Here is a 12,821-nt window from a genome sequence, read left to right as displayed (position 1 = left end):
CTCCCTAACGAAGTGCGGATTTGAGTTCGATGAACCGGCGAGTTGCCAGCAGCCCGGCCGGATGGCTGTGGCAGCGGGCACAGAGCCAGGGCATCAGGACTTGCATCTGCTCGTCCGGCGTGCGGCCTTGCAGCGCCTGTTGCAGACTTTGCACATCGGGATCGTCCATCGGCGTCGCGGGCGCGCAAGCCGCAACCGGCGCACGCCGGGCACCGGATTTCGCACCCTCGTCCAGCCAGTCACCGGCGATCCAGTCATGCAGCAGCTGTTTTTCGTAGGGGCTGAACACTCCGAACATGGCCGCGCCTGCGCCGTCGATCAGCGTCCAGAAACGGCTGTGTTGCGGGTCTTCATGGCGCTTGATCCAACCTTTGTTCTGCATGGCCGTCAGGAACCCTTCCAACTGACCCGGCGCCGAGAGCCACTGGTTGACGGTCTTGCCTTCGAACTTGCAGTAATCGGAATGCATGTGCTGACCGAACGGGCGTTTGCGTTCGAGCATATCCAGCACTTCGCGATTCAGGTCGAACGAGCCGATGATGGCCCGGCTGCCCTGCCCCAGATCATTGAGGCGATAGCCCAGCGCGACTCGCTGCCAGAAGGCCTCGCGGTCCGCTTCCATCGGCATCAGCTGCAGCAGCGCTTGCACGGCCTTCTGCGCATGGCCGGTGCTGGCGTTATCGATGGTGACGTGGAGGGTGAAATAGTACGGATCGATGTCCAGTTCGCTCAGCTCATAGGCGCTGATCAACAGATGCAGGGGCAATTGCTCGTAGCCCAGGTTGTAGCCGATGACCTCCGGCAAGTACTCGTCGCCGGCATAGCCCAGGGCCAGTTGCACGGCGCCTTGCAGATACAGATCGTCGTCGATGTCCGGGGCGTCCGACAGGTCGTATTCGGCGAGCAACTTGCGATAGAGCACCACATGATTTTGCGCGGGATGACCGTCCCCCAGCTCTTCCAGATAGGTGCACAACAACCCTTCGAAACGGTGGTCGTGCCAGTGCTTGACCACGCCATACAGCCAAGCGCCGTCCACCCGTTTGGTCGGGGCCACGGCCTGGAGGAAGTACAGGGCGTGGGCCTTGCCGCTGAAGAACTCCCGCGGGCCGCCGTTTTTGCGCCGCTGCAGGTAATCAGCGTATTGCCGGGCCACGCCGGCGCTGTGTTGTTCGACCCAGGCCTGCAGCACCGTAGGATCAGAGGGCATTTCCTGGGGGAGCGCCTCGGCTTTGGCGATGCATCGCTGGAGGAACGTTTGGGCAACGGCTTGCTTGTCGGCATCGTCGGGGCCCTGGAACAGCCGTTCATAGCATTGGCGCACCTGTCCGTTATGGACGACGGGGTGCACGGTGGCCGGCTGGGATTGGAGGGGTGTCAGCGCAGTCATAAGGGCCTCTCGGTTCTTGGCGGACGCTGAATCAGAACGTCTCTTCTTTTGCAGAGCGCGGGGAACGGCGAAAAATTCCGTCGGATTAAATGGCCGGCGGATAAACGGAGGCTTGCGGCTTTGATGGGAACCCTCGCTTCGCTCCGGGCCTCAAACACTCAGAACACGCATTCGCCAGGCGGTACCAGGCGCTATCCAAGGAGCAACGATGACGTTCACAGTATGGGTAGCGGTGCTCGGCGCGGTGTTGCTGACCCTGGCCCTGACCTCCTCTTATCTGCGCTGGATGCCGGTCACCACCTCGGCGATGTGCCTGGTGCTGGGTGTCGCTATCGGGCCGCTGGGGCTGGACGTGCTGAAGCTGGACATCAGCGACTCGTCGGTCTGGATGGAACACCTCACGGAAGTCGCGGTGGTGTTTTCGCTGTTCGTCAGCGGCCTCAAGTTGCGCCTGCCTCTCAAGGACCGCACCTGGCGCGTGGCCTATGGGCTGGCCGGGCCGGTAATGATCCTGTGCATCACCGGCCTGTGCCTGGCGTTGCACTATCTGCTGGGCCTGGGTTGGGGCGTGTCGATGCTGATCGGCGCGATGCTGGCGCCCACCGACCCGGTGCTAGCGGCGCTGGTGCAGGTCAACGATGCCCGGGATGACGACCGGGTACGGTTCGGCTTGTCGGGCGAAGCGGGACTGAACGACGGCACGGCGTTTCCCTTTGTAATCCTGGGTCTGTTGATGCTGCGTGAGGACGGCAGTGGTTTTCTCGGTGAATGGCTGCTGCGCAACGTCCTGTGGGCCGTGCCAGCGGGGTTGCTGGTCGGCTACTGGATGGGCCGCGGCATCGGCAAGCTGACCCTGTCGATGCGCATCAGGAATGCCGACAGCACCTTGTCGCCCAATGATTACCTGGCCTTGGCGCTGATTGCCCTGGCCTACGTCGTGGCCGAGTGGATCCAGGGCTATGGCTTTCTCTCAGTGTTCGCCGCCGGCCTGGGGCTGCGTCAGGCCGAGGTCCAATCCACCGATGAAGGGGCGCCACCGGCAGAACACCTGGTGCAGCCGGTGGTGGGCCACGAAACCGTCGATCCCCAACAGGCCGTCGTGGGCGATACCGAGACGCTGGACGATGGTCAATTGGCCGCCGGGGTGATGATGAGCGACATGCTGGCGTTCGGCAGCTTGGTGGAGCGGTCGATGGAAGTCTTCCTGGTGACCCTGCTGGGGGTCGTGCTGGCCAGCCATTGGGACTGGCGAGCCTTGGTGATCGGTGCCCTGCTGTTTTTCGTGATTCGCCCGTTGAGTGTGCTGGTGGTGCCCTGGCGGCGATTGCTCGACGGACCGCAACGATTGTTGATCGGCTGGTTTGGCATTCGCGGGATCGGCAGCCTGTTTTATCTGTTCTTCGCCCTGAACCATGACCTGCCGCCAGCGGTGGCTCAACTGTGCATCAATCTCACCTTGTCGGTGGTGGCCCTGAGCATTCTGGTGCATGGCGTCACCACCCAGCCCACGTTGGCATGGTACGAGCGCCGTAAGCAGTCGAGTTGAGGCGCGTGTGCCTCAACCGCCTGGATTGCTCAGCTGGATATAGACCGAATACGCCCCCAGCAATACCCAGAACGTGGCGAAGATCCAAGGGGTACGCAACGAAAACAGCAACGACTTGCGGTAGCCCTTGTGGGTCGACTCCCGCTTGCTGAACAGCGGCGATTCGTCATAGGCCAGACCCATCAAGGGTTCGGCGCGCAATAGTTCGCTCTGCTTGAAATGCCAGTGATCGATGATCTCGTAGGCCGCCTTGATGCCCGGCCAGGCATTGAGCGAACTGAGGAATCCCAGTAAGGCCAGGAATGGCGGCACGACCAGCGTGAACAACTTGCCCCACTCCGGGTTCAGGTTGGCCATGCAGGAGGCAAAGGCGATCACCAGAAAGGATTGGGCGGCCAGGTAAGCATCGGTTCGATTGGCCAGGATGCTGGTTTCGTATTGGATCTCCCGGCGATAGAAGTCCAGTCGCTCCTTGGGCGAGCCGAACAGTTTGGCGTTGTGTTCCGTCAGTTCTTCTTCCGGGGTGGGTCCGGTGAGTATTCTGGGCATTGCGCAGGTGCTGCCTCAATGATGATTCGGACTCATTAGAAGAACCCGGCGCGCGGCAAGTTCAAGCCAATGGACCACAGGTGCAGCAAAGTCCGAGGAAACGCTGCCCACGCGCCAAGGTCTTTAATGTGTAAAGGGCAAGAGGACCGCTGCGTGGATTATCTTGGATGGGTGCAATGGCCGGCGATGCTCGTCACGGTGCTGGCCGCCTGGTTGATCGGCTCACGCCAACCCCGCCGCAGGGTGGCGGGATTCAGTTGTTTTATCGCCAGCAATATTCTGTGGGTGGTCTGGGGGCTGCATACCCATGCGTATGCATTGATCGTGTTGCAGTTTTGCTTGTGTGCGATGAATTTGCGTGGGTTCAAGAAGAACACTGAATAAGTGCCTGCTATTGTGCTGTAGGAACTGCCGAAGGCTACGATCTTTTGATCTTTCGCTTGGGACTCAAGTGTCGGGGAAAGATCGCAGCCTCGTTGCACTCGACAGCTCCTACGCAGCTCCGTTGCCACAGGAGCCGGGCCTTGCATTCCTGTTTACTTCATCGTCTGCCCAATGACCTGCATCAGGTCAATCTGCTTGAACGGCTTGATCAACCGAGGCAGTTGTGTGGCGAACCCTTCCAGGCGTTCGGCATAACCGGTGGCCAGGATGATGGGCAGGGTCGGTTGACGGTTGCGCAACAATTTTGCCAACTGCGCGCCGTCCATTTGCGGCATGGCCATGTCGGTGATCACCAGGTCAATGTCCGGGTTCTGCTCGTACAGCTCCAGCGCCTGAGCCCCCGACGGGGCGCAAAGGACTCGGTGCCCGAGGTCTTCGATCAGCAAGCGCGTGCTGGTCAGCACCAGGCTGTCATCGTCGACCACCAGCACTTTCAACTCGTGGACCGGCGGCGCTGCCTCTTCGATCGCCGCTTTGCCAGGGGCCGTATCGCCGGCCACCGGCAACCACAATTCGGCGGTGGTCCCCAGGCCTTTCTGGCTTTTGAGTATCAGGCGGCCACCCAGCTGTTCCGCCAGGCCATGCACCATGGACAGCCCCAGACCCGTGCCCTTGCCGACGCCCTTGGTGGTGAAGAATGGGTCCACGGCCGAAGCCAGCGTGGCGTCATCCATGCCCTCGCCTTCATCGGTCATCGCCAGGCAAATGTAGCGTCCGGGGGCCATCGGCTTGTCCGGCCCGGCATCAGCCCCTTGCCGCTCCTCGGCGGCAATGACGATCCGGCCGCCATGGGGCATGGCGTCCCTGGCATTGGTTGCCAGGTTGAGAATCGCCAGTTCCAGTTGATTGACATCGGCCAGCACCGGCGACAGCGCCTCGGCGAAACGGGTCTGGATGTGTATCGACGGACCCAAGGAGCTTTGCAGCAGGCCGCTGATGCCCTGTACCAGGGCCGACAGCTCGACCGATTCGTAGGTCAATTTCTGCCGGCGGGCAAACGCCAGCATGCGCTGGGTCAGCGAAACCCCGCGCAGCGCGCCCTGGGTCGCGTTGTCCAGCAATTGAGTGAGTTTCGGTTCGTTGGCCATGCGCTTGCGCACGATTTCCAGGTTGCCAAGGATGACCGTCAACAAGTTATTGAAATCATGGGCAATACCACCAGTGAGCTGACCGATGGCTTGCAGTTTCTGGGATTGAAACAATGCCTCACGGGCCTGTTCAAGGGCCTGCTGGGCCTGGGTGGCATCGGTTATGTCGCGGGTGATCTTGGCAAACCCCAGCAGCGTGCCGGTATCACTGCGAATCGCATCGATGACCACGTGGGCCATGAAGCGCGTGCCATCCTTGCGCATGCGCCAGCCCTTTTTCTCGAAACGCCCTTCGCTGGCAGCGATGCTCAACGCGCGCTGCGGCTCGCCGGCATCACGATCCTCGGGGGTGTAGAACATCGAGAAATGCCGGCCGATGGCTTCCACCGGAAGGTACCCCTTGATCCGCTGCGCCCCCAGGTTCCAGTTGGTGACCTGACCTTCAGGGTCGAGCATGTAGATGGCGTAGTCGGTGACGCTCTGCACCAGCAGGCGAAACTGCTGCTCGCTTTGCTTGAGGGTTTCCTCGGCTATCTTGCGATCGGTCAGATCACGGGTGATCTTGGCGAAGCCGAGCAAGGTACCACTCTGGCTGTCGATGATCGGATCGATCACCACGTGGGACCAGAACAGCGTGCCGTCCTTGCGCACCCGCCAGCCCTCGCCTTCGAAACGTCCCTCATGCAGGGCCGTGTCCAGCGCCCGTTGTGGCAGACCGGCGGCGCGGTCCTGATCGGTATAGAAACGGGAGAAATGCTGGCCGAGGATCTCGGACTCCTCATACCCCTTGAAACGCCTGGCCCCGGAGTTCCAACTGGTGATGATGCCCGAAGGGTCGGTCATGTAGATGGCGTAGTCGACCACCGCGTCGATGAGCAGGCGAAAGCGCTGTTCTTCGTTCATGAGCGGGGGTTTGGGGGCATTCTCGAGCATCTGGCCGGGGCATCCGTGTGGATTTTTTGCGGATTATGGAGCAAGTCTGGTGCCAGGAAAAATGATTGAGCGTTGGGAGCGCAATACTCAGCGCTCCCAGGCTATTCACAAACCCAAGCCCTATTGGATTCCCCTGTGGCGGGGTGTGTTTCCTGAGTGACAGACCACCAGCGCGGCAATAAGTGCTGCACCCTGGCCTCGCCGAACCGATCATCGATCAGCATCACCACCCCGCGATCCTGTTGGGTGCGGATCACGCGGCCTGCCGCCTGTACGACTTTCTGCAGTCCGGGGTAAAGGTAAGTGTAGTCATAGCCATCGCCAAAGATCGCCGCCATGCGTTGCTTGATCTGCTCATTGACCGGGTTGAACTGCGCCAGCCCCAAGGTGGCGATGAACGCGCCGATCAGGCGTGAACCCGGCAAGTCGATGCCCTCGCCGAACGCGCCACCCAGTACCGCAAAGCCAATGCCTTGGCTGTGTTCCATGAATCGTTCGAGAAACGCCTGCCGGGGAGCTTCGCCCATGCCCCGCGATTGCGTCCAGAGGGCTATCTGCGGGTGCCGCTCGGCAAACAGCCCGGCCACTTGCTGCAAGTAATCGAAACTGCTGAAAAAGGCCAGGTAGTTGCCCGGGCGCTCGCTGAACTGGCGGGCCATCAACGTGACAATCGGTTCCAGGGACGCCTGGCGATGGGCAAAGCGCGTGGAGATGCGGCTGACTACCTGTACATCCAACTGTTCGGCCTTGAACGGCGATTCGACATCGATCCACACCGTATCGCCCGGCGTTCCCAGCAGGTCTGCGTAGTAATGTCGAGGGCTCAGGGTCGCGGAAAACAGCACGGTGCTACGGGCCGCCGTCAGCCTGGGCCGCAGGAACGCGGCCGGCACCACGTTGCGCAGGCACAGCGTCGACAGGCTGCGCTGGCGGCCGAGTTCGCGCTTGTGGATGTCGAACAGAAAGTGCTCGTCGAAGGCTTCCGCCACCCGGCCAAACTGCAAGGCGTCGAAGTAGAACGCCTGCAAGCCGCTGTCCAGGCCCTGGGGGTGATCGTTGAGGTAATCGCCGATGGCGGTGGTACAAGTGGCCAGGGCCTGGAGCAGCTTTTCCGGCAGTTTTTCATAGGCCTGATAGGCCGCCACCTGGGGCGTATGCAAGGCGTTCCACTGGCGATTGACCCGCTCCAGGGATTTCTTCAGCGCTTCGGGGGCGGTTTTGCGCACGCTGCTCAACGTGGCCTGGTCAAGGGTCGCGCTGTACATCTGCCGTCCGCGCTCCACCAGGTTATGGGCCTCGTCCACCAGGGTCGCGACCGTCCAGCCATTGGCCTGGGCCAGGCCAAAGAGCAAGGCGCTGAAGTCGAAGTAATAGTTGTAGTCGGCCACCACCACGTCGGCCCAACGGGCCATTTCCTGGCTGAGGTAATACGGGCACACCTCATGGGCCAATGCAATGTCGCGCAATGCCGCCTGATCGAGCAACGAGACCCGGCTCGCCGCTGCCCGGGCGCCCGGCAGGCGGTCATAGAAACCTCGGGCGAGCGGGCAGGATTCGCCATGGCAGGCGTTGTCCGGGTACTCGCAGGCCTTGTCCCGGGCGATCATTTCCAGCACCCGCAACGGCATCGACGGCGCACTGTGGGTAATCACCCGCGCCGCATCCAGGGCCAGCTTGCGCCCCGGGGTTTTCGCCGTGAGAAAGTACACCTTGTCCAGTTGCTGCGGCGCCAACGCCTTGAGCATCGGGAACAAGGTGCCGACGGTCTTGCCGATGCCGGTGGGCGCCTGGGCCATCAGGCAGCGGCCGGTACTGATTGCCTTGAACACCGACTCGGCCAGGTGCCGTTGCCCGGGCCTGAAACCCGCATGGGGGAAGACCAGCGCCTGCGCGCCGAGGTTACGCGCCTGTCGATGGGCCATTTCCTGCTCGGCCCAGGCCAGGAACAGCGTGCATTGTGCTTCGAAGAAGGCTTGCAGCTGAGCCGCCTCGAAGCGTTGGGTGAGGCAGGTTTCCTTTTCGCTGACGATGTCGAAATACACCAGGGCCACGTCGATGTGCGGCAACTGCCGCTTTTGGCACATCAGCCAGCCATAGATTTTCGCCTGGGCCCAATGCAACTGGCGATGGTTGGCCGGCTGCTTGCTCAGGTCGCCCCGATAGGTCTTCACCTCCTCAAGGCACTGGCGGACCGGGTCGTAGCCGTCGGCCCGGCCTTTGACCGTCAATGTTTGCCAGTGACCTTCGAGGGCCACTTCAGCCTGATAACCCTCGGTGCGCCGCGAGGCAACGGTGCGATGGCCGGCGATGCCTTCCAGGGCTGTCGGCGAGGGGGTGAAGCGCAGGTCAAGGTCGCCCTCTTTGGCGGTGAACTCACACAGCGCCCGCACGGCGATGCTGTAGCTGGGTGTCGGGCTCATGTGTGCCTATCGCGAGCAAGCTCGCTGCCATGGATGATCGGCGATGGTTCGTCTTCTGTGGGAGCGAGCTCGCTCGCGGTGACAGACGCTGCCCATTGCACATAGCAAACGGCGACGGGCATCTGGTGCTCGTGACAGAACTCCAGCCAGCGCAATTGGTTGTCTTGCAGACGATCACCGGGGCCTTTGACTTCGATCATGCGGTAAGTCTTGTGCTGCGGCCAGAACTGGATCAGGTCCGGCATGCCGGCGCGGTTGGCCTTGATGTCCAGCAGCAGGCGCTGGAACCAGTGCTTGAGGTGTTCGGCCGGCAAGCAATCGAGGGCCTGTTCCAGCAAGGGCTCGGACAACGCGCCCCAGAACACGAAAGGCGATTGCACGCCCCACTTCTCAACGTAACGACGACCGATGGTCTGCCGATAGCGGCCATCGTCCAACTCCGCCAGGCAGGCTTCGAACAAGTCGGCGCGACGGGCATGGAAATCCTCATTGAGCAGGTCGACCGGCCCGCGCTGGAACGGGTGGAAAAACGCGCCCGGCAACGGTGCGAAGATCGCCGGCCAGCACAGCAGGCCGAACAGTGAATTGATCAGGCTGTTCTCGACGTAATGCACCGGCGCGGTTTCATCGTGCAGGTGGGCCTGGACGTGATATTCCACTGACAAGCCCGGATCGACGCGAGGCAGATGCAGTTCAAGGCGCTCCACTTCCCGGGCTATGGTCCGTGGCACCGGCGGGCCGCCCAGCTTGCGCCGCAGGCGAGGCACGATCCGGAGCAAGGCCTGGGCTTCGGCGGCATTTTGCGGTGCCTGCGCCGCCGCCTCGCCCAATTCAAGGGCCAGGGCATACTCGCCGATTCGCTCCAATACCCGGACCATCCGCAGTCGCGCGCCCGGGTAGGTGCAATCGCGATAGATGCACAAGGCCAAGGCCCAATCGCCGAGGCGCTCGCCGTGCTGGCCGATCTGGAACAACAACTTGCCCCGGCGTCGCTCCAGCCACGGATTATCCAAGGACAGTCCGTTGACCTGGGCGACGATCGATTCCAGGGGCTCGCCGGCTTCGAAGCGCTGCTGGCAGTCGTGCAGGAACAGGCAGGCATCGACGTCTTCGCGACTGCGCAAGCCTCGCGACTCGGCGCTGAACTCAACGGTTTCGTAGGTGAAGATGCCCAGGTCCGCCAGGACGAATTCCGACCAATCCTGGTAGAGGTTGCCAAAGAACATCAAGCGCAGCCTGTCGCACAGGTGCATGATCGTCAGGCTGTACAGGCGGTCGTCAAGCTGCGGACACCAGGTACGAAAAGGCTGGAGCGGGCTGGGGCGGTTATCCAGGGCCTGGAGCCATTCGGTCTTTTTCGCCTTGGGGTGTTCGATCAGGTGGCCCAGGCACAGAAGGATTTCCGCCTTGAGCAGCACTTCGAACAGCTCAACGAGCCCGATGGGGGCCTGTTCCTCGACCCATCCCAGGGCCAATAGCGGCGCGGCGGCGGCGCCAATGTCGCCGATTTCCGGGTAACTCAGCTTGCTATGACGAAACCGCAGCCCCTTGCGCATCACCATCCGCACCAACAAGCCCTGGGAAGCACGGGGCAGCGCCGTGAAATCGTCGATAAAGCGCTGCTCTTCGCTGCTGAGCACGTCGGCATAACGCTGGCTCAACCACGCGAGCACTTGCTGGAAGTTGTTCAGGTAGTAAAACGGATCGTCGAGAGAACGGGCTGCCACGGAAAGAAAACGCCAAGAAGGTCGGGGTACTGGTTATGCATACAGATAACAGCTGTAAACCACTCAGGCAACCGCAAAAGATGAACGGTCTCCTATATTTAAGGTGAAATCCTTCAGCTAGCGATGAACTTTCCTACGACAAGCGAGACCAATGGCGGTTAGTTAATGTGATGGCGCGGTCGAATCAGCTGCTCCGTGTCCTTTGATTGAGAGGTTATGGTTATGAACATCAGGTTTCTGGGCATGCCCCTGGTCGCCGTGGCATTTATGGCTCTGGCTGGCTGCGCGTCGCCCACGGTAGTGACCTTGCAAAACGGTACCCAGTATTTGACCAAGGACACCCCTAACACCCGCACCGCCGACGGTTTCTACGAGTTCGAGGATATATCCGGCAGGCAAGTCCGGGTCCGCGCCGATGATGTGGCAACCATTCGCAAGGAAGACTGATTTCCAGGCCTGTAGGCAGCCATCGCGAGCAAGCTCGCTCCCACATTTTTTTTCCGGCGCTCGCAGAATCCTGTATTCACCACCCATTCCTGTGGGAGCGGGCTTGCTCGCGAAAGCGGTGGGTCAGTTTGCAATGATGTTGAATGTTCAGACCCCTTCGCGAGCAAGCCCGCTCCCACAGGGTCCGGCGGTGAACACTAATCATGCGTACACCGAAATCCCCCGTGGGAGCGAGCTTGCTCGCGATAGCGATATCAGGCGAACACGATCCCTTCGCCGCCTATCTGACCGATACCAACGCCCACCAGGGTCACGGAACTGTCGCCGACCTTGAGCAGCGTGTCATTGCCCACTTGCGACAGGTGCTCACTGTAGTCATGAACGGCACCGGCACCAGGTACGCCGAGGAACACCAGTTTGTCCCCCGCCTCGTAACCGCTGATCCGGTCCTGGCCGAACGCGCCGTTGAAAAGGAAGGTGTCTCTGCCACCGCCCGATTGCATCAGGTCGTTGCCCGCACCGCCGACGAAGGTGTCGTTACCCGCGCCGCCCACCAGCACATCGTTGCCGTCCTGGCCGAACAGCCAGTCACCCTTCGCGCTCGCCACCAGGGTGTCGTTGGCCGCACTGCCCTTGACCGAAGACGCATACGCCGTCAGGTTGCCGCCCGCCACCAGACCATTGACGGTGACGGCGTGGCTCACCTCATTCTTGAGCAACCCCCAGAACAATCCCGGCTCCTTACTGACCAGCGTGCCGATGTCGCGGGTGATACTGATCCCGCCATGGCCATCGCGCAGGTACAGCGTCCCCGCCCCGTCATGGGCGAAACTGAAATCCTTCACCGACTGCTGCAGTTGCAGGCTATTGCTGCCCTGCCCGCCCAGTATCACGTTGTAACCGCCGCCATCGCGAAAGGTGTCATTGCCGGCACGACCTTCCAGGTAGTCGTTGCCCTGGCCGCCCTGGATCAGGTCATTGCTGTCGCTGCCGATGATGAACGTGCTGCCGGTATGGGTTTCAGCATTGCGGTTGAGGTCCTGCACCCAGGTATTGGCCCGCGCGGGGTCTGACAGGTTGGCGACGATGACCGTGGAGTCTTTCTCGGTGAGGTCGTAGAACGCCGAATCCATGATCCGGCCCATGCCATCGCCGTAGCCGCTGGGCAGATGAGAAATCCAGGTGGGGATGTTGAGGATGGAAAATGGCAAGACGTTCCATGCCGCCGAAGCGTAGTGGTCATTGAAGTTGACGATATTGTTGGTGGCTGATTCCTGTTGCCCATCGTGCACGCCTACCGACGCGAGGTTGAACGTCGAGCCGTCCAGGACGCGGAACACCGGATCGTTCTCGTAACCGATATTCAAGACCTTGTCGGTACTGCTCTGGGTCGGCGAGGCGTAGGCGATGTAGTTGGCATCGGCGTAGAACCCCGACCATTGGCTGGCGCTCAAGTCCGCCAGGCTGTTGACCGCCAACCCGCCCAGGCTGTGGCCGCTGACCAGCACGTCCGCGCCCGTCAGGCCATGGGCCTGAGCAAACTTCGCGACGTCCCCCAGCAGGTTGCCAAAGGCTTCGCCGGCGTAGTTTTTCGCATAGTCCTTGGGCCCCAGGGCGGCCATCAGATCGTTGATCGCGTCGCCAATGGAATCGCCAATCAGGTTTTCCCGAGGGCCGCTGGTGCCGCGAAACGACACACCGATTTCCTGCAGGTGACCCGCGGCGTCGTACTTGCCGAGGATCTCGACCTGCGCGGTGGTGTAACCGGCTTTTTCACCAAAAAACGTCCCGCGGCCATCCACCTTGCCAGCGTAGCCCAGTTGCGTGGCGCTGATGGGCGTCCAGCCGGCCTTCTGCACCGCCTCCAGGGCGAGCTTTTCCGAATCCGGGTTCCACGGCACGCCGGGAATCACCCCTTGGGAGTCGGTGCTCCCCAGCAGCGCGGTGACCAGAGTCGCCGGCAGACCGGCACCGAAGCCGTTTTGCTGGTACCCGGCGGCAAAGCCATGGTCGAGGTTGTGATAGGAGTACAGCATGATCGCCATTGCGTCGCTGACCAGTGCCTTGGATTCGGCGGTGCCGAGGTTTTTGTAGTCGTAGATACCCATGGTTGTTGCTCTCTTTTTGTTGTTGGAATGCTAAAACCGGGAGGTAACTTTTTTTGTGGCGAGGGTGCGTGCTCCCGCTCGGGTGCTTGCAGCCGCCCTGGGGAGCGTTTCGCACTCCAGCGGGAGCAAGCTCCCTCGCCACAGGGGCATGTCCAGCCCCTTCTTCATG

At 61.5% G+C, this 12,821-nt stretch carries 9 protein-coding genes; 3 read left to right on the top strand and 6 right to left on the bottom strand.

What is annotated here, in order from left to right; genetic code table 11:
- Nucleotides 1–4: 4 nt before the first annotated feature.
- Nucleotides 5–1,390 (bottom strand): iron-containing redox enzyme family protein, encoded by a 1,386-nt coding sequence (locus BT125_RS05490; protein WP_072405540.1) that lies wholly within the window; start codon nucleotides 1,388–1,390, stop codon nucleotides 5–7.
- Nucleotides 1,391–1,598: 208 nt separating this feature from the next.
- On the opposite strand from BT125_RS05490, the gene BT125_RS05485 reads away from it, so the two are divergent.
- Complete coding sequence (locus BT125_RS05485; RefSeq protein WP_072405539.1) at nucleotides 1,599–2,936, top strand: cation:proton antiporter; 1,338 nt, start codon at nucleotides 1,599–1,601, stop codon at nucleotides 2,934–2,936.
- 12 nt (nucleotides 2,937–2,948) lie between these two features.
- Here BT125_RS05485 and BT125_RS05480 read toward each other — a convergent pair whose 3' ends face one another.
- Nucleotides 2,949–3,485: a hypothetical protein gene (locus BT125_RS05480; protein WP_072405538.1), complete on the bottom strand. Its 537-nt coding sequence runs from the start codon at nucleotides 3,483–3,485 to the stop codon at nucleotides 2,949–2,951.
- 153 nt (nucleotides 3,486–3,638) lie between these two features.
- Here BT125_RS05480 and BT125_RS05475 point away from each other — a divergent pair, with 153 nt between their 5' ends.
- Nucleotides 3,639–3,869 (top strand): hypothetical protein, encoded by a 231-nt coding sequence (locus tag BT125_RS05475; protein ID WP_060742403.1) that lies wholly within the window; start codon nucleotides 3,639–3,641, stop codon nucleotides 3,867–3,869.
- Nucleotides 3,870–4,021: 152 nt separating this feature from the next.
- Here BT125_RS05475 and BT125_RS05470 read toward each other — a convergent pair whose 3' ends face one another.
- From BT125_RS05470 to BT125_RS05460, 3 genes are all read right to left on the bottom strand, one after another.
- Nucleotides 4,022–5,950 (bottom strand): hybrid sensor histidine kinase/response regulator, encoded by a 1,929-nt coding sequence (locus BT125_RS05470; protein WP_072405537.1) that lies wholly within the window; start codon nucleotides 5,948–5,950, stop codon nucleotides 4,022–4,024.
- A gap of 101 nt (nucleotides 5,951–6,051) precedes the next feature.
- Nucleotides 6,052–8,370 carry an ATP-dependent DNA helicase gene (locus tag BT125_RS05465; RefSeq protein WP_072405536.1) on the bottom strand — a complete coding sequence of 773 codons (2,319 nt, stop codon included), beginning with the start codon at nucleotides 8,368–8,370 and terminating at the stop codon, nucleotides 6,052–6,054.
- Nucleotides 8,367–10,097: a VRR-NUC domain-containing protein gene (locus BT125_RS05460; protein ID WP_072405535.1), complete on the bottom strand. Its 1,731-nt coding sequence runs from the start codon at nucleotides 10,095–10,097 to the stop codon at nucleotides 8,367–8,369. The genes BT125_RS05465 and BT125_RS05460 overlap by 4 nt, the downstream gene beginning before the upstream one ends.
- Nucleotides 10,098–10,319: 222 nt before the next feature.
- Here BT125_RS05460 and BT125_RS05455 point away from each other — a divergent pair, with 222 nt between their 5' ends.
- On the top strand, nucleotides 10,320–10,544 hold the full coding sequence (locus BT125_RS05455; protein WP_072405728.1) for a YgdI/YgdR family lipoprotein: 225 nt from the start codon (nucleotides 10,320–10,322) through the stop codon (nucleotides 10,542–10,544).
- 254 nt (nucleotides 10,545–10,798) lie between these two features.
- On the opposite strand, the gene BT125_RS05450 is transcribed toward BT125_RS05455, so the two are convergent.
- Nucleotides 10,799–12,652: a polyurethane esterase gene (locus tag BT125_RS05450; protein WP_072405534.1), complete on the bottom strand. Its 1,854-nt coding sequence runs from the start codon at nucleotides 12,650–12,652 to the stop codon at nucleotides 10,799–10,801.
- Nucleotides 12,653–12,821 lie beyond the last annotated feature (169 nt).

This window comes from Pseudomonas sp. NFACC04-2 (assembly GCF_900119265.1).
Taxonomy (GTDB): domain Bacteria; phylum Pseudomonadota; class Gammaproteobacteria; order Pseudomonadales; family Pseudomonadaceae; genus Aquipseudomonas; species Aquipseudomonas fluorescens_AA.
This window is presented reverse-complemented; position numbering and strand designations above follow the sequence as displayed.

What these genes read in the sequence shown, in the direction of transcription:
- BT125_RS05480 (WP_072405538.1), bottom strand. Translation starts at nt 3,485, where the DNA reads ATGCCCAGAATACTCACCGGACCCACCCCGGAAGAAGAACTGACGGAA.
- BT125_RS05470 (WP_072405537.1), bottom strand. Translation starts at nt 5,950, where the DNA reads ATGCTCGAGAATGCCCCCAAACCCCCGCTCATGAACGAAGAACAGCGC.
- BT125_RS05490 (WP_072405540.1), bottom strand. Translation starts at nt 1,390, where the DNA reads ATGACTGCGCTGACACCCCTCCAATCCCAGCCGGCCACCGTGCACCCC.
- BT125_RS05465 (WP_072405536.1), bottom strand. Translation starts at nt 8,370, where the DNA reads ATGAGCCCGACACCCAGCTACAGCATCGCCGTGCGGGCGCTGTGTGAG.
- BT125_RS05485 (WP_072405539.1), top strand. Translation starts at nt 1,599, where the DNA reads ATGACGTTCACAGTATGGGTAGCGGTGCTCGGCGCGGTGTTGCTGACC.
- BT125_RS05450 (WP_072405534.1), bottom strand. Translation starts at nt 12,652, where the DNA reads ATGGGTATCTACGACTACAAAAACCTCGGCACCGCCGAATCCAAGGCA.
- BT125_RS05455 (WP_072405728.1), top strand. Translation starts at nt 10,320, where the DNA reads ATGAACATCAGGTTTCTGGGCATGCCCCTGGTCGCCGTGGCATTTATG.